We start from the raw sequence: 25424 nt of genomic DNA on the forward strand, positions 1-25424 counted from the left end.
AGATCAGAGCGCATTATACTGTTTCCTCAGGTCAAGTGTATGCGGATATTCGTCCGGAGACTCTTCGATAGGCGGTTGCATAGGTCGAGGCACGTCTTCATGAGGGAAAAATTCGCGTAAAGCGTTGAATTCAGGGCGTGGCTCAAATGGGCCTTGCGTGAATCCATGATCCCAATAACGGTTCCCGCGACGCGATTCTGCTTCTTGCGCATTAACCGGTAGGCTGTCATAACTGCGTCCACCAGGGTGCGAGACGTGATAAGTACAGCCGCCTACGGATAGACCATTCCATGTGTCGATCAAGTCGAACACCAGCGGTGCATTGGTGCCTATGGTGGGGTGAAGTGCAGAAGGTGGTGCCCATGCTCGATAACGAACAGCCGCTACAAACTCGCCTTTGCGACCCGTGGAGCGCAATGGAACTCGACGACCATTACAGGCCAAAACATAACGACCTTCTGTTAGGCCGCTCAATTTTACCTGTAGACGTTCGACGGAAGAGTCGACATAACGAGATGTTCCCATTGCTGAAATCTCTTCGCCTAGGACGTGCCAAGGTTCAATAGCCCAACGCAGTTCTAACTCAATATCATCGACTTTAAGGCGACCGTAGTGAGGGAAGCGGAACTCTTCAAAAGCAGCCAGCCATTCCAGTTGGAAAGGTAAACCGTGCCTCTGCAAGTCTTCGACCACCTCTTTAATATCCTGCCACACATAATGCGGCATCATAAAGCGGTCATGCAGGGAGGTTCCCCAGCGAACCAGAGGTTTCTTATAGGGATCTTTCCAAAAACGGATGACTAAGCAACGTAATAGCAGCATTTGTACAAGCGACATACGTGAGTGGGGTGGCATTTCGAAGCCACGAAACTCGAGTAAGCCTTGGCGTCCACTGGCGGTACCTGCAGCGTATAATTTGTCGATGCAGAACTCAGAACGATGTGTGTTACCCGTGATGTCGATAAGTAGGTTACGCATAATGCGATCAACTAACCATGGTTCGTCAACCAAACCTTCGGGCATTTGCTGGAAAGCGATTTCCATCTCATACATCATTTCGTCGCGGCCTTCATCAGGACGTGGCGCTTGGCTTGTTGGGCCAATGAACATGCCAGAAAAGAGGTACGATAATCCTGGGTGATGCTGCCAAAATGTTACCAAGCTGCGCAATAGGTCAGGGCGGCGAAGAATAGGGCTGTCGGCAGGCGACTGCCCCCCTAAAGTAACGTGGTTGCCACCGCCTGTACCTGTATGTCGGCCATCTAACATAAACTTCTCTGTGGTTAAGCGCGCTAGCCGTGCTTCTTCATAGAGAATACCGGTGTTGGTAACTAGCTCATCCCAACTGCCGGTGGGGTGAATGTTGACTTCAATAACACCAGGGTCAGGGGTGATTTGGAAGCGTTGTAATCGCGGATCGCGCGGCGGATCATAACCTTCAATGACGATGGGCATTTCGAGTTTATCAGCGGTTTGTTCCATGGCTTGTAGGAGTGCAACGTAATGCTCTAGGTATTGCAGGGGAGGTAAAAACACATAAATTTTACCTTCTCGTGCTTCAATACACATGGCTGTGCGCACAACATCGGTGGTCACTGCTTTGGACTCTGGTTGCTTATCGGCTGTCGCCATTTTGCTTTGCGGATTTGATGCCGGTGGCGTGTTTGACATCAAAGGCTGGCGTACTTCAAACGGATCGGCTTCAGGCTGAAAGAGATCTTCTGCTGTAAAGGGCAGTGAATTGAGCGGTAACCGATAACCCATTGGGGAATCACCCGGTATCAGGCTAATCACTTTATTTCGCATTGGCCACAGTGAACTTCCCCAGGTATTTTTGGAGTAGTCCCACGTGAGAGGGATAATATAACCTGCCGGATTATTAAGCCCTTTAGATAAAACGCGAGCGATACGTCGGCGTTCTAAATCGTCTTTGAGGTCGGCCTTTAATGGATTGACGTTATCAGGCAGGCCTTGCTCCTTCCAAAGATAATATAATGTGTCTTCGAAGGTGGGCTGACAATAACGCTTTTTGAGGCCAAGATTACGGCATAATAGAGAAGCGAACTGCTCAGCATGTTCATGGTTGAAGTCGTAATTTTTGTCGACGCGAGCAAGAAGGCTAGAATCTTTCCAGAGCGGCTCGCCATCCGTACGCCAGAAGCAGCCCAGCGCCCAACGAGGGACTTCTTCGCCGGGGTACCATTTACCTTGGCCGTATTGAAGAACGCCATTAGGGCCGAAGCGTTTTTTCAAGCGAATCAGTAGGTCTTTAGCCAGTTTTAGCTTGTCTGCTCCTAGCGCTTCGGTATTCCACTGATCAGAATCCATATCGTCTATCGAGACAAATGTAGGCTCACCACCCATGGTTAAGCGCACATCAAGCGCTTCCATTTCTTTATCAACGGCAGCGCCAAGGGCTTTGATGTTTTCCCACTCATCTTCAGTGTAAGGCTTTGTGACGCGCGGGTCTTCATGTATACGAGTGACTTCGTTGACAAACGTAAACTCACATTCACATTTGTCGGTAAAACCGGTTACCGGAGCAGCGGAAACAGGGTCAGGTGTGCAGGCTAGAGGGATGTGGCCTTCACTGGCGAATAAGCCTGAAGTAGGGTCTAGGCCAATCCAGCCAGCGCCAGGGATAAATACTTCACACCAAGCATGTAAATCGGTGAAGTCTTCTTCCGGACCTGAAGGACCATCGAGTGCTTTTATATCGGAAGTGAGCTGAACAAGGTAGCCCGATGCGAAACGAGCAGCGATACCCAAACGGCGCATGACTTGTACTAATAACCATGACGTGTCACGACAGGAACCTTTTTTAAGCGTTAAGGTTTCTTCGCACGTTTGTACCCCCGGCTCCATGCGGATGCCGTAACCAATATCTTGGCTGAGTTTAATGTTGGTATTAACAAGGAAGTCATTGATGGGTATTTCTTTTGTATCAATGGTCTCCATGTACTTATCAAACAACTCGCCTTCTTCCGTGACTTCAAGATAGGCTTCTAATTCTTTTTTGAGTTGTTTGTCGTATTTAAAAGGAAACTTCTCAGCATACTCTTCAACAAAAAAGTCAAACGGGTTTATGGCCGTCATATCGGCAATGACTTCAACGTTGAAAGAAAACTTTTTGGTTTTGTTAGGAAAAACCAGTCGAGCTTGGTAATTACCATAAGGATCTTGTTGCCAGTTGATAAAGTGATCTTCTGGCTCAATCTTTAATGAGTAACTATGTATGTTGGTGCGTGAATGCGGCGCGGGACGTAAACGCAACACGTGCGGGGACATGCTTACGAGGCGGTCAAAGTCATAAGTTGTCTTGTGCTGTAATGCTACTCTAATTGTCATGCTGCCGCTCCTTCATCGAAGGCAAACCAGTTTTCGGAAATTGCTGCATTAAGCTCGTTTAAATTGATCTGAAAATCATTTAAATAGTTGCGAAATGCTTCGTCCAGTTCTGATGAGCTGGTAATGGGGTAGCTCAATTTGTCGATTTTCTCGATGACTTTTAATACACCCTGTGAACGAGGTAGTTTAGTTGCTGCTTGTTTAATTTCGTTTACACAAAACGAAGCGGCCCTTGGAAAATAAGTATCAGAGAGTAAGTAGCGTGCTACTTTTGCACCGCTTACAGAGGTTCGTACGCTTCGGCGGTAACTCAAATAAGCGCTAGAGGAGCGCAATACATTCCCCCAGACTACTTGCCCTAGATTGACGCTATTTGACTCGTCAGGCTGCAGCATAATTGAAACACCGGCGTCGAGAATACGCGTTGTCATATCTGCGCGCTCTAAATTTCTACCGAGCATAACAAATTGCCAAGTAGCATCACGGCTCATCGCTCCTGCTAATAGGCCATTGATTTCTTGGCAGCCTTTAATGATCGTATTGAGATAGTCATGACGTTGAGTACGGTTGATACCTTGTTTAATGTTCTTTCGAGCAAACAAGTCTAACTCATTGATTAATTCCCAAGTTTCTTGAGGGACTACGTCACGAGTCGTGCGCATATTTTCGCGGACCATTTTGAGTGAAACCAGCATTGAGCTGAAGTTTGTGTCGTCGGCCAGTAAAAATTTAACGACATTACGCTCATCTCTAATCTTGTAACGCTCATCAAAGGCTTGTTCGCCACTATTGATTGTGATGAGGTTGTACCAACCAATATTAAAGTCATGTGGCAGGTCAAATAACAAATTGTCATAAACGCTGACTAAGCGGGCAGTGTTTTCAACACGTTCAAGATAACGTGCACACCAATAAATTCGTTCAGCTACTCGAGATAACATTTTATTTGCTCTCCTTACCTACAATCCATGTATCTTTACTACCGCCACCTTGTGATGAATTAACTACTAGTGAGCCTTTTTTCATGGCGACACGCGTTAGGCCACCCATGGTTACATAGATGTCTTTGCTTTGCAGGATAAAAGGCCTTAAGTCTAAGTGACGAGGCTCTACATTTCCTTTCTCGGTCATGGTTGGTGCCGTAGAAAGAGCTAGTGTGGGTTGGGCAATATAATTACGTGGGTTCTTTTTGATTAAATCCGCAAAAATAGCTTGGTCCTTTTTGGTGGAGTGTGGCCCGACTAACATACCGTAGCCACCGGATTCATTAGCGGGCTTAACAACTAATTTATCCAGATTAGCCAGTACGTATTCTCTGTCCTTTTCGTTTTCACACAAGAAAGTTTCAACGTTCGGTAGAATCGGTTCTTCGTCGAGGTAATAGCGAATCAGTGCGGGTACATAGGCGTACACAACTTTGTCATCGGCAACGCCTGCACCGGGAGCGTTTGCTAGGGCAACGTTTCCTTTTTGCCATGAGCGAATCAGACCAGGAACACCGAGTACGGAATCTTTGTGGAAAGCTTCTGGGTCTATGAACAAATCATCGATACGTCGGTAGATGACATCCACCCGTTCGGGGCCATTAATGGTTTTCATGTAAACGCAATCATCATCCGCGACAAACAAATCGTTGCCTTCCACTAGCTCTACGCCCATTTGTTGAGCCAAAAAGGCATGTTCGAAATAGGCGGAGTTGAAAATGCCTGGGGTTAAGACAACGATTTCAGGTTCTTCAATATCCCGAGGAGAAAGGGCGGCTAAAGTATCGAATAGATGGGATGTATAGCTATCAATCGGCTGAATGCTATCTTTTTCAAACAGCTCAGGCAGTACGCGTTTGGTAATTGCACGGTTTTCGAGCATATAGGAAACGCCTGAAGGAACACGCAGGTTGTCTTCCAGAACGTAAAATTGTCCATCACCGTCGCGAACTAAGTCTGTACCACATATGTGAGCCCAAACACCGTAAGGAGGTGAAACGCCCACACACTCAGGTCTAAAGTTTTTAGAATCTTTGATGATGTGCTCAGGGATAATGCCGTCTTTGATGACCTTTTGGTCGTGATACAGGTCGTCAATAAACATATTGAGGACTTTGAGGCGTTGCTTTAAGCCAGCCTCGGCAACTTTCCAATCATCCGCAGAAATAGTACGTGGAATAATATCAAAGGGCCAAGCTCTGTCGATGTTGCCCTCTTCGGTGTATACGGTAAAGCTGACGCCCATCTCTTGAATGGTGGCTTCTGCTATTTGACGACGCGCCTCCAACTCGCCTGGCTCTAATGCCTCAATATACTCAAAAAGTTTTTTAGCCGATGGTCTCGGTTTACCTTTCGCATCAACTAGCTCATCAAAAAAATCATTTGTTTCGTAGTCTTTCCAGGTAACAGCCATTCCTTAAGAACCTCTATTAAGTCATCTTTCGCACTTTATTAGTGCTTGTTATAGATATTTTTTTAGCGAGCACCAAAATTGACCGGTGCCGATGTAAATTTCTCTTCTAATACAACTGATACAGTCCATTTAGCGGTAGTAGTAGGACAGCAAGTATCAGGCCAAAGCCCTCTAATTTTTATGAAGGTCCTATTGTGAGTTTCCCTGTTTCGTTTACATAAATAGCTGGTAAGAGTGTTCCTATGTCGAGTTTTGCATCCAATGAGTACTCCACTTGAGATAAGGTGTCGGTCTGCAATAATTTTGTTATTAAGCGCAAGCCGCTGAGTAAATTAGCGGTTGCGAGTAGTTTTATTTCTTCTTGTGCGTACGCATTAATTGTTGGCAGCTGATTCGTCACACCAGAAAGTACTTTGAAGTTTTCCAAATTAACGGAGTAAGCAATGCCTTTGAGGGGTAAGGCTTTATCGTTGGGGTTGCTAATGAAGAGTGTAATTTCAAATTGAGGGGCTAGTGAGTCAGAGTTAACCAAACGTACCGATGTAACCGATACATCGGGTTTGTCATAGTGAAAAGGGTGGGTAACTGCACATCCTTGTAGCACTATTAAAGCCATAACAATCAACGAACATAATCGATAGCGCATTGTTTACTCCTTTTGTACTAATGTATTGGTTTTTGTTCAGGTTGCAATAACTTTTGTTTGAGAAAGGAGTTATTTAATGATTTGAAGCCTGATAAATAATTGTAATTAGGTATAATTTTGCTATCTGATAGGTCAAGGCGGTTGCATGAACGAAAAATATGACGTCATTATCATTGGTGGTGGCATGGTTGGAGGAACATTGGCTTGCGCATTGGCCGATAGTGATTTGCGAGTGGCAGTCATAGAGCGAGCCGAGCTAACTCCTTTTGATCCCGATAGTGAGCATGATTTACGCGTCTCAGCGTTGAGTATTGCGTCAGAGCGTATTTTGAGTCACGTTGGCGCATGGGATGGGATTGTCGCTAGACGTGCTTGTGCTTATCGTCGCATGAAAGTCTGGGAAGAAAGCGAAACAGCGGCTTCAACCTTATTTACTTCCGATGATATCGGTTATACGCATTTAGGCCATATTGTTGAAAACCGGATTGTCCAGCTAGCGATAATCGAAAGACTTAAGCAGCTAGACAATGTTGACCTTATCGCTCCTGTGGATATAACGGCTATTGATTACTCACCCGGCTCTTCGCTGATTGAGTTGTCAGACGGTCGTCAATTAATTGCTAAATTATTGGTGGCTGCCGACGGCGGCGAGTCTAAAGTTAGGTCGGCTGTTGGTATCGGCGTGCATCGTTGGGATTATGAGCAGCACGCTTTAGTTGCTTCGGTGACCACAGAATATGGGCAGCAAGACATCACGTGGCAACAGTTCACGCCGACTGGGCCTTTGGCCTATTTGCCTCTTACGGGTAATAACGCGTCGTTAGTCTGGTACAACACACCTGAGAATATCGCGCGACTAAAAAGCTTATCCCACGAGCATTTATTGGAGGCTATACAGCACAAGTTCCCAGCGTGTCTGGGTAACGTTAACCATTGTTTATCCGTGGGGAGCTTTCCTTTACGCCGACAACATGCCCTTGCTTACCAAAAAGATGGAGTTGTACTCATTGGTGACGCAGCCCATATGATCCATCCTCTAGCCGGTCAAGGGGTGAACATAGGTTTATTAGATGCTGCCGTGTTAGCTGAAGTGTTAACAGACCAGAGTGCTCAAACCGATAATGAGTTTTGGTCTAGTCATGTGTTAGCTGTGTATGAAAAACGTCGTAAGCAGCACAATTTAAGCATTATGCAGACGATGGATGCTTTTTACCGTGTGTTTAGTAACGATCATTTACCGTTAAAGGTTTTACGGAATGTGGGCTTAAGGGTGGCGGGTAAGCTAACGCCTGCACGAAATAAGGTGATGTCTTTTGCCATGGGCTTGGAAGGGGATTTACCGGCGATAGCACGATAAATGAAGTGGCGCTGTTAAAAAAGAATGGGCTGCATAGCAGCCCAATAAGCTTGTTCTATTGCAACGTGTTTATGTCACGATACATCCGCAATACAACAAGGCACGTTAGCAAGCCATCGGCAACTTGCTAACAGGAGTCAGACTCGAACAAATATTAAGCCGCAGCTTTTGAGCGAGTAGCCTTAGGTGCTGGCTTTTTTGCTGCTTCAGGTGTGAAAGCTTTAGTGGCTTCTTCCATCTTCTCCTGTGCAGTTTGCATGAATTTGTTTACTTCAGTCATCATCGGAGCTTCAGTCATTTCGTACATGCTTTTCTCAACGATTTCAGACAGCTTTTCTTTTGCAGAAGCCAATGCTGCAATTTCTTGTTCAGCCGTGTTCGTCATTTTAGCTTCCATATCCTTGAAAAACTTCATTTGCATTTCAAGGGCAGTTTTTGGCTCTTTAATATCGCTAAGCGCTTTCATTTGGGCGATGCCCGTATTGAAAAGCTCAGTCATGTATTCAGACTGAAGAGAGATTAGCTTTTCAGCTGTCGTCTTGTTGATTTCAGCCATTTCGGTTACAGGTTTCATTTTGTCCTGCATGTCTTTCATAAGATCTTCGTACATTTTTGAATCCTCGGTCAGCAGCATTTATAATTTGTTGCATTGCAACATTTTGTTCAGATACTAGACAGCCGGAGTCAGCCTGTCAAGACTATTTTGTGCGCCGCACAATAAGAAAGTCAATGGATAGATAGTGGTTTTCTGACAAAGGTTTGACTTATCGCACTAGTTTGGGGCGTTAATACGATCATTTCTAGAAACAGTCTCTTTATACAGACTACAAAACTCACAATTCTGATACGCAATTGATGTATAACTCGTTACAATCGAAATGATAATTAATTTGCTGTAACTGTTTTGTTAGCTTTCAAGGTATATCACTTATGTCACAGAGTACCGGCCACCCAAGTTTTGAATTTATTCGTTCGGCACCGATTGAATCTCTCAATGTTACGATGTCCGAATATAAGCATCGAACCACAGGGGCGGCCCATTTTCATATTGCCGCAGAACAAGACGAAAATGTTTTTCTTGTTGCTTTTCGCACAGTCCCTATGGATTCAACAGGGGTTGCCCATATTTTAGAACACACGGCATTGTGCGGTAGTGAACGTTATCCCGTGCGTGATCCTTTCTTTATGATGACGCGACGTTCTCTTAATACATTTATGAATGCGTTTACGAGTTCAGACTGGACGGCGTACCCATTTGCTAGTCAAAACAAAAAAGACTTTCTAAATTTATTAGATGTCTATCTCGATGCTACCTTTTTCTCTCGTTTAGACCCGTTAGATTTTGCTCAAGAAGGTCATCGGGTTGAGTTTAAGGAGCAAGGCAACGCTGAGTCTGATTTAGTGTTCAAAGGGGTTGTCTTTAATGAAATGAAAGGGGCTATGAGCTCAGCAACATCAATCCTTTGGCAAACAGTCACTAAACACTTATTCCCAACAGTGACTTACCATTACAACAGTGGTGGTGATCCTGAATCGATTACCGACTTAAGCTATGAGCAGCTGCTTGAATTTTATCGAACGCATTATCATCCTAGCAACGCTGTAATCATGACATTCGGTAATATCCCTGTTGAAGAGCTGCAAACACGTTTTGAAGAGCAAGCGTTAAGCCGTTTTGAAAAGCTAGATGTTGATATTTCCGTTCCAGATGAAAAGCGCTATTTCTCGCCTGTTCGCGTCGAAGAAGCCTACGCTTTGGATGATGAAAACACCGAAGAACAAACGCATCATATGCTTGCATGGTTGCTAGGGCCTTCCATAGACCTTAAGGCGCAGCTCAAAGCACACTTACTGTCTCGTGTTTTACTTGATAATAGCTCTAGTCCTCTGCGTCTTGCGTTAGAAAGTACTGAGTTAGGTAGCTCACCATCGCCGTTGTGCGGATTAGAAGACTCAAATCGACAAATGTCATTTATGTGTGGTTTGCAGGGGAGTGATCCAGAGCATGCGGCCGCGTTTGAGCAATTAGTGTTAGATACTTTACAAAAAGTGGCTGACGAAGGTGTTGAGCAATCTGTTGTTGAAGCACAGTTACACCAATTGGAATTAAACCAGCGTGAACTCAGTGGTGACGGCTATCCCTATGGATTAAACCTCATTATGGCGGCAATGTCGCCGGCCGTTCATAGAGGTGATCCTATAGCCTTACTGAACTTAGACCCAGTTATTGACGAGCTACGTGAGGATATTAAGGATACTAACTTTATTCCTGATATGATTCGTACGTTATTACTCGAAAACATGCACCGTGTTCGAGTGACGTTACGCCCAGATAATGGCATGACTGCGTTAAAAGATGCTGATGAGAGTGCTCGTTTAGCGGCGATTAAAGCATCTTTGGACGAAGAGCAAAAACAAGCCATTATTGATCAAGCGGCCGCTTTAGAAGCGCGACAGTTGCAAGAAGATGACGAATCGATTTTGCCAAAAGTAACGCTTGAAGATGTGCCAAGTTCGATTTATGTTCCAGAAAGTGAGCAGCTATCGGTTGGGGAGCAGCCTGTTAATTGGTACGGGCAGGGCACAAACGGATTAGTCTACCAACAAATTGTCATTGACTTGCCTGCGTTGACTGATCAGGAGATAGAACTGCTGCCTTTATTCTGTATTGGTATGACAGAGCTCGGTTGTAAAGAGCGTTCTTATCAAGAAAACCAACAGCATCATGCTGCATTAACGGGCGGAATTAGTGCCTACACCACGATGCGAGGCGCCACTGATAGCGAGCAGGACGTTAAAGCGTATTTTGTTCTATCTGGCAAAGCATTGGTCAAGAACCAAGCCGCATTAACTCAACTGCTCGAAGAAACACTCAACCATGCCCGTTTTGATGAAAAAACTCGCATCCAAGAGTTAGTTGCACAGCAACGCAGCCGTAAAGAGCAAGGTATCACAGGGCAAGGGCATAGCCTGGCTATTTTGGCAGCTACCGCTAAGTTTAGTCCGGTAGCGGCTGTTACGCAGAAGACACGTGGTCTAGCCAGCATTAAGGCCATTAAAAAGCTTGATAAAGAAATAGAAGACGCTAATCAACTGCAGCTCTTGAGCGATGCGCTTCATGCATTGCATGAAAAAATTAAATCATCACCTCGCCGTTTCTTATTGGTCGCTGAGCCTGAGTTAAAAGACGACCTAGTGGCTACTTTGAATGATTGCTGGAGCACGGCAACGTCTCCAACAGCTGATTTGCTATCACTACCAACAACACGAGAACCCGTGAAGCAGCTTTGGACGACCAGTACACAAGTGAGCTTCTGTGCTAAAGCGTATCCTACTGTAGCTGTTGATCATGAAGACTCGGCTGCATTGACTGTGTTAGGTGATTTTTTGCGCAATGGTTATTTGCACCGTGCTATTCGTGAGAAGGGTGGGGCATACGGTTCCGGTGCTGGACAGGATAGTGGTGATGCTGTTTTCCGCTTTTTCTCTTACCGAGACCCACGCTTAATGGAAACATTCGAAGACTTCGATAAGTCAATCGACTGGTTGCTTAGCACTGATCACGATTACAGCCGCTTAGAAGAAGCAATATTGGGCGTAGTGAGTTCGATTGATAAACCAGGCTCTCCAGCCGGAGAAGCCAAAGGCGATTATCACAGTAATTTGTTTGGGCGCGATGCTGAGCATAGAAAAGCATTTCGCCAACGCATTTTGCAAGTGACTATTGATGATCTCAAGCGTGTGGCTAGCACTTACCTAACGGGTGATCATGCGAGCTTGACGGCTGTGACTAGCGCTGAAAAAGCGAAGCCGTTTTCGGATCAATTCGAAATAATCGCTATTTAAATCAATTGCCGTTTGGGGGCTATCGGGGTTTGCCAAAAGCGCCCTGATACACCCTTAGATTGTATTTTAAAGCACTCATCTAGAGTGCTTTTTTATGGCCGGATATGATGCTCGATAAAAGATTACTAACGGGAGCCTTGCTTATACTAGGGTCTGAACTCTTTCTTGTATTATCGGGCATGGTTATTAAGCAGATCAGTGGTGATCTGCCCACAGAAGTTATAGTCTTCTTCCGTAATGCGTTTGGATTGGTTCTGCTGATACCCTGGTTTTTAAAGCACGGTAATCAGGCTATAAGAACCCAATTACTACGTTATCATTTTATGCGTGCCGCTGTTGGGGTCTCAGCCATGAGCTGTTTGTATTACGCATGGGGGCATCTACCCTTAGCGCAAGCCGCCTTGCTAAAGCAAACCTCGCCTTTTTTTGTACCTTTTTTCGCATTTTGGTGGCTTAACGAGCGCATTAGTCGCTACGCTATTTATGCCATTTTGATTGGTTTTGTCGGCGTTTATATTGTGCTTAACCCTCATGGCAGTGATTTTAATCTTGCTGTCTTAGTCGCCGTGTTAGGTGCAATGTTGGGAGCGTTAGCAAAAGTTACCGTTAGGCGTATGGTGCTGTCTGAAAGCCCTCAGCGTATCGTTTTTTACTTTGCGCTATTTAGCACCATGCTTGCGGCTGTCCCGGCGGCAATTGTTTGGGTTATGCCCAACTGGCATCAATTTATCTGGTTATTAGTGTTAGCTATGACATCAACAGCTGCGCAACTAATGCTGAGTAAAGGCTATGCTTATGCGCCGGCCGGACAACTAGGGCCCTTCACTTATGGATCTATTCTGTTTGCGACTTTATTTGGGTGGTGGATATGGGATGAATCAGTGGCAATACATACGTGGCTTGGTGTTATTTTAATTGTGATTGCTGGTTTTGTTGCTATGCAAAGTAGAGCAAAAACCTTGTAACTCTGCTCCGATACGGTTTTCGCTTTAAGCGAAAAATCTATCATAGTTAGCGAAACGGATTTCGCTAATCCTGCCCCATAAAAACTGAATCTTTTTCTTTTTTTATCCAATTATCTGATTTAAAAGTAATTTTTCTTAATTGGCATGTTCTTCGCGATAGCTTGCTTGTTACTCACCACAGTTAACAACATTCTAAATGGAGACAACGTCATGTTTGATGAAGAAATGGATTACGAAATGTCAGGCTATCACGATAGCGAAATGGACGATGAGTTTGACGATGAGCTGGATGACGAATTTGATGGATTTATGGAGGATGAGTTAGACAATGAAATGGAGTTGGCGGCTGAATTGTTAGAAATCAGCGATGAAGCCGAACTCGATTATTTTTTCTCTAAGCTCATTAAGTCAGCGAAGGGGTTTGTGAAGTCTCGTGCTGGTAAAGCCCTATTAGGTACGTTGAAAGGTGTTGCAAAAAGTGCATTGCCAACGGCTGGTGCCATGCTAGGTAATGCGATAGCTCCAGGCATAGGAGGCGCTATTGGTGGGCAGTTAGCCAGTGCCGTCGCTTCTAATCTAGAGATGGAGTTCCAGGATCAAGAAATGGATCTTGAAACTGCGCGTCAGGTCGTAAAACTCGCTAAGTCCGCTGCTAACAAACTTCCTGCTTTGCAAACGCAGCTACCGCCTAAACAAGCGGCTCAAGTGGCTGTAAAGCAAGCGTTCAAAAAACTCCCTGCCTCACAGCAAGCTTCTCGTGGGTTATCAAACCGAACTCGTTCCAATCGAGCTATTGCGACCAAAGGACGCTGGTATCGCCGTGGCGGGAATATTGTGATTCAAGGCTTGTAATCTACTTATTAGATGAGGTGAACCATGCACGATGTCGACCTGTCGTCAGCACCGCTGATTAACGAAGAAGGCCCAATGGAGTCCAGTCAGCACAGCATAGCTGACACAAAAAGGAAGTCTGTACCTAAGCCGGTGAATGCGAAGCAGCAACCCAGAAGTGGGCGATGGGTAAGGCGTGACAATCAAATAATTTTGATTGATGCAGCTTGTTGCATGCATGACGGCCCAGTAAAAAACAAGGAATAGAGCGATGCATACACTAAACCGAGTGACCGAGGATTCACATTATTATTTGACGCCTAGTCAAAGCAAAAAGGCGGCGGCCATGTTAGTGAAGGCTGCTGAAGAAGGGGAGTTAGATTACGCATTGGGCAGTCTGATTCAGTGGGGTGCGAAAAAGCTAGGGCGTTCCATTACTGATAAGCAAAAGAAAAGTATTGATGCGGTTGCTAAGAAGGCAATCCCTTTGGTGGGGACCATTGCTAGCGTTGCGACAGGTAAACCCAAATACGAAAAGATAGCCAAGACTGTGACGCATCACTATGACGATATTGAGCCGACATATCATTTTCTGAAAGACAAAATATCAGGCCTTTTCAATGAGTTGGACGCAGAACTTGATTTTGAGTCTGCTACTAAAGTCGTCAATGCTGTCACTCAAACGTTAGGGACTATCAGCGAACGACCCGATATTAATACACCTCTAAAAATTCAACGATTATTACAATCACGCATACGTCGCCAGGGTGGTCGGCAGCGCCAATCAGGGCGCTGGTATCGTCAAAATGGGCAGGTAGTCTTATCAGGAGTGGGGCGGTGAATACCGTTACGATGACACTGCGTCTCATTAGGGATGAAGTCTTAGCGCTGCAAACTCGCTTAGAGCGTTTGCAGCCGCTAAGCCTCACCATTCCAATGACACGCGCTGCGTTGCCTTACCCAAAAGCGCTATCTGTGATCGACTCGCATCTACTTAAGCAAAAAAGAGAGCTGAATCAAACTCTGGTCGTTTTACTTCAAGAGTTAGAGCAGATGGATTCGGTGCGTCATTTGTCTTCTAAACGCGTTATTGCTCGCGCTAATCAACAATTTGTCAATTTACGACTGCATTTTAATGCTGTTCTTGAGCAAATTGATATTTTTGCGGACGTATTAACGCAACGAAGTGAGCACCAGTATGATCGCTGGTTAGCGGGTTTAGATGTAGCTGCTCAAGATGCACTGGGGCTGCCGAAAGAGACTCCGGCACCCATTTTGTTGAGTTATTTAGACCGAGGTCACGGGGCTGCTATCCGTAGAGCTCATACAAAATTACCGGGCGGTTCATTAAATCCGGTAGGTTTGGTCAGAATACCTCGTGAGCGAATGGTCGGAACGGGGATAGCTGGTTCTCTGTATCATGAAGTTGGGCATCAGTCTGCCGTCATGTTGGGGTTGTTAACATCGCTGGCTCAATCGTTACATGACCATTCTCACCTTGTCCCCCAAACGGTAAAGCATTGGGTTAAGTGGCGATCTGAAATTCTAGCTGACTTTTGGGCGATCAGCCGCTTAGGGGTGGCTGCCAGTCTGGGTTTGATGTCGGTGATCTCTCTACCGGATGCGCTTGTGTATCGCAAGGATTCGCGTGATCCACATCCTATCCCTTGGATTAGGGTTATGTTGAATTTAGCGATAGGTGAGGTCTTGTTTCCTGATCCGCAATGGAGAAGGCTTCGCCAATGCTGGTTTGCAAGATACCCGATGAGCCGATCTAAAGAGCCTCGTCTGTTTTCTGCATTACTTGAAGAAATGCCCGCCTTTATACGGCTACTTTGTCGCCTCTTTGACAGTCATCAAACTCACTTAAAGCAAGGTTTTTTTGCCTTGCCAACGTCGCAGTCTCGATCGATATACAAACGATGGCAGCTAGACCCAAGTGGGATGTTTCAGGCAGCCCCTACGCGTGTTTTTTCAGTGCTAGGCCAAGCAAGAGCGGATGGTGAAATTGATAGCCATGAAGAGTCCGAACTATTGCATCGCTTGCTTCAGCATTGGGCGCTAAATGGAAATCCGAGCAAGAAAATGCAGCTGTTAAAGGCCGCATAATTAAGGAGAAATAACTATGTCACCTACAGGAAAAAGTAGTAAAGCGCCTTTATGTAAAGGCTGTATCGTAGATAGAAATGGACAGCCTGTTAGCCAGGTACAGGTCGTTTCTCATATAGTTAACGCGGCTAAACCGCAAGTGCCGCAATCCGATGTAAGTGATGAGAAAGGACACTTTCTGATTGCGTTTGATGCATTGCAAGCCGCTGGGGATGGGCAGCTGAAAATTGATTTTTTGCGAGAGGGTGTACCTGTTCGTGTTACACAGCGGCTAGTTGGGCTGGATGATGTAAACAGCCCCGTAATTATGTATGAATTAGATGAACATACACAAGCCACGGCTGACACAGAGGCCCATTATAATAAACAGGAGAGTATTCCAACTGTTGCCATTACCTCGCATGATTTTATGACGGATGAGCATGAAGCTATGTGGGCTAGTATTCAAAACGTCACCGTTAATATTGGTTTTGCTAACTTTTTAGCTTATGTCGATAAGGAACTTGCCAATTCAAGCTGTGCTATTAATGGCGCACATCAAACGACGATAGATGAACACAGCCAGTTGTTTAATAACTACGGTGTAAATTCTTATGAGTTATTAGATAGCATTACCGAAAAGTTCATGTACGAGCGAATATTCGATCATGAAGCGCCAAAACATGGCGATTATTTACAACATATTGTTGATAGTAAATTACCGGATTGGCAGGTTGAGTCGCGGCAAGATGAATGCTCAGGCTCTCGGTTGCAATTAGGCCGTCAGCATCTCAAGCCACTGGCATTTTGTCCTATTGAGTTAATTTGGTCTTACTGGATCGAAGAAAGCCTTCTTATGCAGGCCTTTAATCGAATTGCATTACGCTTTCAAAATAGAAGCAGTGTAAAACAAGGGCCAGACCCATTAGCGCATTTGGAGATAGACCCATTGCGCCCGCTCAATAACCTTATTTGGGGCTTTATTCAAAATGAAGGTAAGCGTCTCAGTTTGGTAAGGCGTGCTTATGAATACGATCACCACTATGGCATCCAGCTACAAGGGACCGCTGTACCTAAGCTTCGGCCCGCAGATAGTCGAGTTGGTTTTCTGGGTGAGTTTCATAAGTTGCTACACATAGCGTCAGAGTTCCACCGACAAACCGATGATGTCACCGTGCGTGCTGATCCATTCCCAGTCATGAATGCTATTTATGACGTGCATATTAAGTTAGCAGAAGGCGCGCATAATCAATTTGGCGATTTGCCTACGGTTGCACGAAAAGAAATGCTGATGATGCAATGGATTATGGCGCGTCCTGAAATGAGAGAGTTTTTAAATGGTCGCTTGATGGTGCCTCAATCAGAGGGCTGGATGGACAGAGTAGAGCACATGAAGCGTATACAAGGTTGGCCAAACCATAGTATGCAGCATTTTGTTAACCTGGCGAATTTTGGTGAGCAATTGATGGTTTCAATCCGTAATATCAATTGGAGCCAAGTGAAGCAAAGCAGTGTGGCGGGTAGCTGGGCGACCTATTGGCGAGAGTCGATTCAAGGGTATATGCATTCGTACAGAGCGGTAACAGGCATTGATATACTGGATAACGATCCACGTATGAGCGATAACCCGTCTGCCGCGATTTATAAGCAATCGGCTTAGCATGCATTATTACTCGCCATATCAGACTTTGAGCGTGCCTTATGTAATTGTAAGGTACGCTCATGCACACCGAGTATTTTGGCGGCGGCTTTTAAATTGCCGTCATAATGCTTTATAGCCACGGCCTTCGCCGTATCGTTGACCCGCTGCTGTAGTGCTTTTAAATTGATCCCTGAAAAAACAGCCATTTCGACTAGGTTATCAAGTTGCATTAATTGGTTGTGTTCTGGGTTAAAGAAGTCTTTTAGATCCGAGCAGGGGATATCAGCTAAGGTGATGCGTTCACCTCCTACAAAGCGATTGGCGATACGCTCGCACAGGTGTTTTAACTCCCGAATGTTCCCTGGGTACTCTCGGGTTAATAAGAATGACTCTACACAGCTATCTAAAGTGATTTTTTTCTTTGTAGCATTTTCTATAAAAAGACGAGCCAAGGGTACGATGTCTGCTAGCCTCTCTTGAAGAGAAGGTAACTTACATTCCCAGCCAGACAGTCGGTAGTATAAGTCTTGTCGAAATTGACCGGTTTTTTGTTGTTCAAATAGGTTCCTGTTCGTTGCTGAAATTAAACGAAAGTTAGATCGTTTCCACGTGTTGCTGCCCACTGGTTTGTAGGTGCCTTCTTGCAGGACCCTCAATAATCCGGCTTGCAAAGGGATATCCATTTCACCAATTTCATCTAAAAATAGGGTGCCATTGTTAGCAAGATCTAAGGCTCCTTCACGGTTATAATGTGCCCCAGTGAACGCCCCTTTTGCATGGCCAAAGAGTTCGGAACCCATTAGTTCTTTCGATAAACCGGTGCAATCTACTGTTGTGAGTGTTTTGGCTGAGGTAGAAGTGCTTGATGAAGACGGCGGCGGAGCCTGAAGCGATACGTCGTTGATCCATTGAGCGGCCAATTCTTTACCCGTACCGTTAGCCCCGGTAATGAGTATAGGGCTGGATGAGAACAGTGCGGCTTCAGTTAGCTCAAATAATGTTTTTTGCCAAGCGTCGCTAATACCATGGACAAAGTAGCTGTATTTCGATTGGTTAATGCATTGCTTAACGGCGTATGTGCGTTGCAAGCGGCAAACTATTTTCTGGCATAGTTCCTTGAACGAGTCGCAAGGTAAAATATCGCTAAAGGTTGTTAGGTGCTCTTGAGTGATCGAAGCCAACAATTCTGGTTTTATGGCCAAAAAGCGTGGTACGAAAGGTGTTGCTGTGGTTAGGTTTAATACCTCTGCTTGGAAGTGCTTGAGCTGATCTTTGGTTTTGGCTATGACAACGCCTGGGTGACGACAAGATAGGTTTTTTGTAACCATAAAGCTGTCATCTGCGTGTGTGAAGTTGGCAATGGCCGTTTCCATGTTGGCGTAGTCTTTAGGGTCGCTTAAGCACCCAATTGTAAATTCCATATTGACCTCTTAATAAAACATTCCCTGTGTTTTTATGTGCACCCACGTTAAACGTCTGTTTGAAAAAGTGGTATAGCTAAAACGAGTGAGTCATATGGCATAAAACTTTAATCACGGTTTTACTAACTTCAATTGACCCATAGCGTATGTGTCTCTAAAATTGATTCTGTTTTAGGTAACGCAATGGATTTATTGCGTTTTAAACGGGAAGTTGGTGCGTCTCTCGCTTGAGTGACAATGCCTACACTGCCCCCGCAACGGTAATTAGGTTTGTTTTTTACAAAGGCCACTGTGTTTTTGACATGGGAAGGCGTAAAAAACCGAGGCAAGCCCTCAGCCTAAAAGTCCGGAGACCGGCCTAAAATACATACGTCGGCATAGCGGAGGGCTATCGTTACGACAGTCATTTAACGTTACGATAGATCCGCTGTCGTCACTTATGCTGTTGTTCCCATTTCCTTTTGTCTGCCTCACCCGAATATTAGACAAGCTCGCGGCGGGCGAGCACAGGAAAACACCTTTCACATGAAAAGCTTTAATCGTTCTTTATTAGCCCTTGCTTGCTGTTCTTCTACACTGGCTTCCGCTGAAACAACGTCCTTAGAAGCGGTGCAAGTAACCGCTTCTCGATATGCACAAACTGCTGATCAAGCGTTGGCGTCTGTGTCTGTTATTACGCGCGATGACATTGAACAATCACAAGCGCTAACTATTAAAGAGTTATTGGTAAAGCAGGCAGGCATATCTGTTACCAATAGCGGTGGCCGTGGTAAAAGCTCTAGTGTGTTTGTTCGCGGTGCAGCTTCAGACCAATTATTAGTTTTGGTTGATGGTGTTCGTGTTGGCTCTGCAACTTTAGGCTCTTTTTCATTTGAAGAAGTTAATTTAGCCCAAGTCGAGCGTATAGAGATTGTTCGTGGACCACGTTCTTCGCTCTACGGTTCTGATGCGGCGGGCGGTGTGATTCAGATCTTCACACGTCGTGGTGAGGGAGAGCTAACCGTTGGTTTATCGGCTTCTGTAGGGAGTGACAGCACGCGTGCAGGAACGATCAACCTGAGCGGCGGTGACGATAACGCTTGGTTTAATGCCAATTTATCCCGTGAAATAACCAATGGGTTTGATGCTACGTCCAATGGCGCCGCACCTGATGATGACGGCTATAAAACCAATGGCGTAGAGTTAAGAGCCGGTTTTCAGGCGACTGAGAATGTGGAGTTAGGCGCTTTTTACACACTAACGGATTCTGAAAACCAATATGATGGTTATTCCGCCGATACGACGGAGATCATTACGCGCGTAGTAGGTGTTAACGCGGATGTGCAATTGACCGATTATTGGGATCTGCAAGCAACTTTAGGCCGTTCAACTGACGATAATAAAGATTACGCGGGCAGTGCGTTTGACAGCCAATTTAAAACCACTCGTGACACCTTGACTGTCCAGAACAATATCCAATTGGGTGAAAACGTTCTAACGTTAGGAGGGGATATTCAGCGTGATCAAGTGCGTACTACAACAGCTTATGATAAAGACTCACGCTTTAATCGAGGCCTTTTTGCGCAATATTTGTTAATGTCGGGTCAAAATGATTTCCAGTTTAGCCTTCGTCATGATCGTAATGAGTCTTTTGGTAACCATAATACAGGCAGTGTTGCTTGGGGGTATCAGTGGAATGATGCTTTACGTACCTATGTAAGTTATGGCACTGCCTTTAGCGCTCCTTCTTTCAACGATCTGTACTACGCTGGCGATTACTCTTACGGTAACCCTGATTTATCCCCTGAAAAATCTAAAAATCTAGAGGTAGGCTTACAGGCTGAGTTTGATGCCCTTACGTTAAGTGCTGCTATCTACGAGACTCGCTATAAAAACTTAATTACTTGGGTGGACCAAGGTGGTTGGGTTTATTCGCCAGAAAATACTGAGAAAGCCCGCATTCGTGGTGTTGAGCTTACAGCCGTCTATACCCTAGCCGATTGGGTTCTAACAGGTAATTTGACTTTCCTCGACACTGAAAACCAGGCTGGCGATAACAAAGGTAATGATTTACAGCGTCGTCCATCACGTATCGCAAACGTAAGTGTGGATCGACAGTTTGGTTCATTCTCATTAGGTGCTGATTTGCATGCAGAAAATCGTCGTTTTAATAATGCATCGAACACAGTGCGTCTAGGAGGCTTTGCAACCACAGATTTACGTCTTGGTTATGCGGTATCAAAGAGTCTTAGTGTGCGTGCCAAGGTGAGTAACGTATTTGATAAAGAGTACGAAACTGTTTCAGGCTACAACCAGCCAGATCGTCAGTTCTTATTGACTGTCGCTTATCAGCCTAAATAACTGCAGGAGCTATTGTTATGGTTATCAGAGATCGACTTTCATTCGATAAAATTTCATTGCCTCAATTAATGATTGGCTTTGCGTTGCTGGTATTGATGGCGGTGACTCGTGGGCAGCATTTTGCAAGTGTAGATGCGCTACCTAGCGCATCGTGGGCTGTATTCTTTATTGCGGGGATATACCTGAGGTCGCATTGGTCATTCACCTTTTACATGGCATCGGCGGTGTTACTGGATCTATCTTCATTAGCTTCAGGTGCATCAATCGCTGACTGCATCACTCCATCTTACGTCGCCTTGATCCCCGCATATGCGTCTCTGTGGTTGGCCGGCCGTTGGTTTGCACAAAAAATGACATTAAATGCGGTTGGTATCTTGCGTCTAACGATGGCAATGGTATGTGGTCTGGTATTGGCGCAATTAATTTCGAGTGGCAGCTATTATTTATTTTCTGGACAGTTCGCGAATCCTACTATGGCTGAGTTTGTGGAGCGCATGGTTGCTTACACGCCACGTCGATTGGAAAGCTTAGCATTTTACATTGCTATGGCAGCTTGTGTGCATGTTATTAGCTTCGAGTTACGTCGTTTAGGCAGCCGTTTTGGATTCTCTCATGAATGAAAACAAGCCTCATAATGCCGATGCGATTGATGACAAAGAGGCGCGTTATAAAGCCCGTATGCAGCGCAAAAAAGCGGTTATTGATGAATCCATTGCCCGTGCTGACCAAGATAAAGGCGTCTGCCTAGTATTGACTGGAAACGGTAAGGGTAAAAGTAGTTCTGGCTTTGGTATGGTGGCTCGTGCATTGGGTCATGGAATGCAGGTGGGAGTCGTACAGTTTATAAAAGGCTCTTACAGCACAGGAGAGGAAGCGTTCTTTCGCCGCTTTGATGAAGTTGAATACCACGTCATGGGCGAAGGCTTTACGTGGGAAACACAAGATAAAACACGTGATATAGAAGCCGCTTCAGCCGCTTGGGCGCAAGCAAAAGCGTTGCTAGAAAATGATGCAATTTCGTTAGTTGTCCTAGATGAGTTAAATATTGCTTTAAAGTACAAGTATGTCGCATTGGATGATGTGATTACGGCTGTACAAAGTAGGCCTCGCTATCAACATGTTGTGATTACAGGAAGGGGAGCGCCGCAGGCGCTTATTGATGTGGCAGATACCGTGACAGAGATGCAAGTAATTAAACATGCTTATCAAGCGGGTATTAAAGCCCAAAAAGGAGTTGAACTCTGATGGCAGTAGTTCAGTGTCATGCACTGTTTATCAGTGCTCCAGCTTCTGGCCAAGGTAAAACAACCGTAACGGCAGCACTAGCGCGGTTGCACCGAAATGCGGGCAGGGAAGTAAGGGTCTTTAAAACAGGCCCAGACTTTATTGATCCGACAATATTAGCGCATGCCAGTGGACACCCCGTTTATAACCTAGATTTATGGCTGGTGGGTGAGGAGCGAAGCAAAGCTTTACTAGCGGAGGCCGCTAAGGAAGCTGACATCATACTCATTGAAGGAGTTATGGGGTTATTTGATGGTGACCCATCAAGCGCCGATTTGGCAGAACGTTTTGGTATACCCGTTTTAGCGGTTATTGATGCATCAGCAATGGCGCAAACTTTTGCCGCACTTGCTCATGGCATACAAACGTATCGACCATCGCTTCCCTTTGCCGGTGTGTTAGCCAATAGAGTTGGTAGTGAGCGTCATGGTGAAATACTTAAAACGGCGATCAATGATGACGAACGTTGGTACGGTGCGATTCCGCGTGATGAGTCAATTGGTTTGCCATCACGTCACTTAGGGCTTCATCTGAGTCAAGAGGTTAGTGATTTAGACGAGCGGTTGACCAAAGCGGCAGATCATTTATCAAAAACGTCGGCAGCTATCTTACCTCCGCTCACTCACTTTCATTACACCGACGGCAATAACCTAGATACCAGCTACCCTCTCAAAGACACCGTTATAGCGATTGCCCGCGACAGCGCTTTTTGTTTTGTTTACGCTGACAATATGCGTTTGTTAAAACAACTTGGGGCGCAACTGGTATATTTTTCGCCTTTGGAAGATGCTGTTGTTCCTGAAGCGGATGCTCTTTACTTGCCTGGCGGTTATCCTGAGTTGTATGCAGAGCAATTGAGCAATAACGCCTCAATGAAAGCATCCATTCATTATTTCGTGTCTACCAATAAACCGGTCATTGCTGAATGCGGTGGCATGTTGTACCTAGCTAATTCCTTAACAAATAAAGCCGGTCAGCGGTTTGATATGTTGGGTATTATTCCAGGCGAAGCGGTTATGCAGACGCGTTTGGTCAGTTTAGCTTTGCAATCGGTTTTGCTACCTGAAGGCCTCTTTCGCGGGCATACTTATCACCACTCAAACTTTACCACTGCATTATCGCCTGTTGCCTTGGGTGAGTGCCCTAATTATCGCCGAACGGCCGAATCTGTTTTTAGACAAGGTAATGTATTAGCCAGTTACATTCATTTTTATTTTCCGTCATCCCCCGCGGCCTGCGTTGCTCTATTTAAGCGATGATAGGAGTTGCCATTGCGTTAGGTGTTTGTCTCGATACGCTACTGGGTGAGCCTAAACGTTTTCACCCTTTGGTTGGGTTTGGGCGTTTAGCATCGCGCTTGGAAAAGCGACTTAATAATCAAGAAAATACAGGCCTAAACCGTTGCAGCGGAATTGTAGCAGTGTGTGTAATGGTCATGCCCTTTCCATGGGGAATTTGGCTATTAATAGACTCGTTAAGGGCTCAAGCCTCATTATCAAATGACATTTGCATATTGGTTATTAATGCCGTTGTTGTTTACGGTGCGATTGGTCAGAAAAGTCTTAAAGAGCATATTTTACCGATCGCAGATGCACTGAGTTCAGGTGACAGAGAGTTGGCCCGCCGCCTCACTTCGAGAGTCGTCAGCCGTGATCCCGCCACAATGAACATCGAAGTGTCGGCAACCGAATCCGCTTTAGAAAATGGTAGTGATGCGATTTTTGGTGCTTTATTTTGGGCGGTCTTAGCCGGAGCCCCTGGCGCTATAGTTTATCGATTAGTAAATACGCTCGATGCCATGTGGGGGTATAAAACGGATCGTTTTCAAACATTTGGCTGGTGTGCAGCTCGCCTTGATGATGCACTCAATTACATACCTGCACGATTAACCGCATTAAGCTACATGTTACTTGCTCCGCAGCCTTCTCGTGCATGGCGTTGTTGGATGCAACAAGCCCATCTCCATGCCAGCCCCAATGGCGGGCCTGTCATGAGTGCTGGCGCTGGAGCATTAGGCGTACAGTTGGGAGGGCCGACCTGTTATCACGGTCATTGGGTTGATAAACCATTTTTAGGTGAGGGCGCGTCGCCCAATGCGGCGGATATAAAGCGTGCTATTCAATTGGTAACAAAAACAACGGGGTTATGGGTTGTCTTTATAGTGATGGTTGATTTGCTAGGTTTACTCCTCAACGGGATACCTTTTTCATCTGCGTTATTAGGGCTGTTGAAATGCTAGATAGTGTATTCCATGGCGGAGATATCAGGCGTGCTAGCCAAGAATTTGATATTGCGTTGTGCGACTGGCTAGATTTGTCGACGGGAATTAACCCTTACACATACCCACTGCCTGACGTACCTACATCGGTTTGGCGAAACTTACCTTATGATGACTATTCCTTGTTAGTTGCTGCTAAACGCTATTATAACACTGAGCATATTTTGCCCGTTGCTGGGAGCCAACAAGCGATTGAAATTATTCCGCGGTTTTTTTCAAACGCTCAATCTGCTTTAAAGGTCGCTGTTTTATCTCCTAGTTATGCTGAGCATACAGAGCAATGGAGCCGGTATGGGCATGATGTTTGGCCTGTGAGCCTTGATGAGTTGGAATCTAAACTCGATGTTTGGGATCTAATTGTGGTCGTTCGGCCTAATAATCCAACGACAGAAATGATTGTTCGTGACCGGATAGAGCGCTGGCGCCAAACACTACAGCAGCGCTCAGGCATAGTGATTGTTGATGAGGCATTCATGGATGCAGAGCCGCACCATGCCTCATTAACGTGTATACAGCCTGAGATGCCAGAGGGGCTAATTGTTTTAAGGTCTATCGGAAAGTTCTTTGGTTTGGCGGGTATACGTTTGGGGTTTGTGGTGGCAAATCCATCGTATCTGAACCGCTTACAAGGTGAGCGTGGTTTGTGGGCAGTGTCAGGACCGGCGCTTTGGGCAGGGCAGTCATGTTTGTCTGACGAGCTATGGCAGCAAGAAATGCGCGCGCACTTAAATTCCCAAAGCATTCTGTTATCAGATCTACTGGAACGCATGCATTTACCACACGCAAGAACGCCGCTTTTTTGCTACGTACCTACCGCTTCAGCTGAACAGATTTATCGTTTGTTAGCCCAGCAAGGTATTTTGATTCGATTATTTGAACACATCCCGGCGATCAGGATTGGTCTGCCGCCCAACCAAGCAGCAGCGCATCGCCTTGAAGCCGCTTTGCATGACATGACTGCCAGAATATAGATAGTACAAT

Annotated in this window: 20 protein-coding genes and 1 riboswitch; of the genes, 14 read left to right on the top strand and 6 right to left on the bottom strand. The window is 45.5% G+C overall.

What is annotated here, in order from left to right; all coding sequences use genetic code 11:
• Positions 1–3: 3 nt before the first annotated feature.
• From OW491_RS08230 to OW491_RS08245, 4 genes are all read right to left on the bottom strand, one after another.
• The gene (locus OW491_RS08230) at positions 4–3348 is read right to left on the bottom strand and encodes a transglutaminase family protein (protein WP_290035512.1); all 3345 of its coding nucleotides are present in this window, start codon (positions 3346–3348) and stop codon (positions 4–6) included.
• Positions 3345–4289, bottom strand: a complete 945-nt coding sequence (locus OW491_RS08235) for an alpha-E domain-containing protein (RefSeq protein ID WP_075172248.1) — start codon at positions 4287–4289, stop codon at positions 3345–3347. The genes OW491_RS08230 and OW491_RS08235 overlap by 4 nt, the downstream gene beginning before the upstream one ends.
• A 1-nt stretch (position 4290) precedes the next feature.
• The gene (locus tag OW491_RS08240) at positions 4291–5745 is read right to left on the bottom strand and encodes a circularly permuted type 2 ATP-grasp protein (protein ID WP_075172247.1); all 1455 of its coding nucleotides are present in this window, start codon (positions 5743–5745) and stop codon (positions 4291–4293) included.
• 178 nt (positions 5746–5923) lie between these two features.
• Complete coding sequence (locus tag OW491_RS08245) at positions 5924–6391, bottom strand: LEA type 2 family protein (RefSeq protein ID WP_075172246.1); 468 nt, start codon at positions 6389–6391, stop codon at positions 5924–5926.
• A 145-nt stretch (positions 6392–6536) separates the two neighbouring features.
• Here OW491_RS08245 and OW491_RS08250 point away from each other — a divergent pair, with 145 nt between their 5' ends.
• Complete coding sequence (locus OW491_RS08250; protein ID WP_290035513.1) at positions 6537–7748, top strand: UbiH/UbiF/VisC/COQ6 family ubiquinone biosynthesis hydroxylase; 1212 nt, start codon at positions 6537–6539, stop codon at positions 7746–7748.
• A 154-nt stretch (positions 7749–7902) separates the two neighbouring features.
• On the opposite strand, the gene OW491_RS08255 is transcribed toward OW491_RS08250, so the two are convergent.
• A complete protein-coding gene (locus tag OW491_RS08255; protein WP_075172244.1) occupies positions 7903–8358 on the bottom strand; it encodes a phasin family protein in 456 nt (151 codons plus the stop codon).
• A 320-nt stretch (positions 8359–8678) separates the two neighbouring features.
• Here OW491_RS08255 and OW491_RS08260 point away from each other — a divergent pair, with 320 nt between their 5' ends.
• The 7 genes from OW491_RS08260 (at position 8679) to OW491_RS08290 (ending at position 17138) form a co-directional block, all read left to right on the top strand.
• Complete coding sequence (locus OW491_RS08260; RefSeq protein WP_290035514.1) at positions 8679–11594, top strand: insulinase family protein; 2916 nt, start codon at positions 8679–8681, stop codon at positions 11592–11594.
• Positions 11595–11698: 104 nt separating this feature from the next.
• The gene (locus tag OW491_RS08265) at positions 11699–12559 is read left to right on the top strand and encodes a DMT family transporter (RefSeq protein ID WP_290035515.1); all 861 of its coding nucleotides are present in this window, start codon (positions 11699–11701) and stop codon (positions 12557–12559) included.
• 210 nt (positions 12560–12769) lie between these two features.
• Positions 12770–13411 carry a hypothetical protein gene (locus OW491_RS08270; protein WP_075172241.1) on the top strand — a complete coding sequence of 214 codons (642 nt, stop codon included), beginning with the start codon at positions 12770–12772 and terminating at the stop codon, positions 13409–13411.
• 24 nt (positions 13412–13435) lie between these two features.
• Positions 13436–13657 carry a hypothetical protein gene (locus tag OW491_RS08275; protein WP_290035516.1) on the top strand — a complete coding sequence of 74 codons (222 nt, stop codon included), beginning with the start codon at positions 13436–13438 and terminating at the stop codon, positions 13655–13657.
• A 4-nt stretch (positions 13658–13661) separates the two neighbouring features.
• Positions 13662–14231, top strand: a complete 570-nt coding sequence (locus tag OW491_RS08280) for a hypothetical protein (RefSeq protein WP_178968769.1) — start codon at positions 13662–13664, stop codon at positions 14229–14231.
• Positions 14228–15499, top strand: a complete 1272-nt coding sequence (locus tag OW491_RS08285) for a hypothetical protein (protein ID WP_290035518.1) — start codon at positions 14228–14230, stop codon at positions 15497–15499. Before OW491_RS08280 ends, OW491_RS08285 begins: the two co-directional genes overlap by 4 nt.
• 16 nt (positions 15500–15515) lie before the next feature.
• A complete protein-coding gene (locus OW491_RS08290) occupies positions 15516–17138 on the top strand; it encodes a hypothetical protein (protein WP_178968767.1) in 1623 nt (540 codons plus the stop codon).
• On the opposite strand, the gene OW491_RS08295 is transcribed toward OW491_RS08290, so the two are convergent.
• Complete coding sequence (locus OW491_RS08295) at positions 17135–18541, bottom strand: sigma 54-interacting transcriptional regulator (RefSeq protein ID WP_290035520.1); 1407 nt, start codon at positions 18539–18541, stop codon at positions 17135–17137. The two genes, OW491_RS08290 and OW491_RS08295, sit on opposite strands and share 4 nt — an antisense overlap.
• Positions 18542–18697: 156 nt before the next feature.
• Positions 18698–18918: riboswitch (cobalamin riboswitch) on the top strand.
• A 148-nt stretch (positions 18919–19066) separates the two neighbouring features.
• Here OW491_RS08295 and OW491_RS08300 point away from each other — a divergent pair.
• The 6 genes from OW491_RS08300 to cobD are packed head-to-tail and all read left to right on the top strand — an operon-like array spanning position 19067 to position 25414.
• On the top strand, positions 19067–20881 hold the full coding sequence (locus OW491_RS08300; protein WP_290035522.1) for a TonB-dependent receptor: 1815 nt from the start codon (positions 19067–19069) through the stop codon (positions 20879–20881).
• Between the two features lie 17 nt (positions 20882–20898).
• Complete coding sequence (locus OW491_RS08305) at positions 20899–21501, top strand: hypothetical protein (RefSeq protein ID WP_178968764.1); 603 nt, start codon at positions 20899–20901, stop codon at positions 21499–21501.
• Complete coding sequence (gene cobO, locus OW491_RS08310; protein ID WP_290035525.1) at positions 21494–22126, top strand: cob(I)yrinic acid a,c-diamide adenosyltransferase; 633 nt, start codon at positions 21494–21496, stop codon at positions 22124–22126. Before OW491_RS08305 ends, cobO begins: the two co-directional genes overlap by 8 nt.
• Positions 22126–23424 (top strand): cobyrinate a,c-diamide synthase, encoded by a 1299-nt coding sequence (locus OW491_RS08315; protein WP_215151769.1) that lies wholly within the window; start codon positions 22126–22128, stop codon positions 23422–23424. Before cobO ends, OW491_RS08315 begins: the two co-directional genes overlap by 1 nt.
• Positions 23421–24404: an adenosylcobinamide-phosphate synthase CbiB gene (gene cbiB / locus OW491_RS08320; protein WP_290035528.1), complete on the top strand. Its 984-nt coding sequence runs from the start codon at positions 23421–23423 to the stop codon at positions 24402–24404. Before OW491_RS08315 ends, cbiB begins: the two co-directional genes overlap by 4 nt.
• A complete protein-coding gene (cobD, locus tag OW491_RS08325) occupies positions 24398–25414 on the top strand; it encodes a threonine-phosphate decarboxylase CobD (RefSeq protein WP_290035529.1) in 1017 nt (338 codons plus the stop codon). Before cbiB ends, cobD begins: the two co-directional genes overlap by 7 nt.
• Positions 25415–25424 lie beyond the last annotated feature (10 nt).

The sequence above is a fragment of the Neptunomonas sp. CHC150 genome (assembly GCF_030397555.1).
Lineage (GTDB): Bacteria > Pseudomonadota > Gammaproteobacteria > Pseudomonadales > Balneatricaceae > Neptunomonas > Neptunomonas phycophila.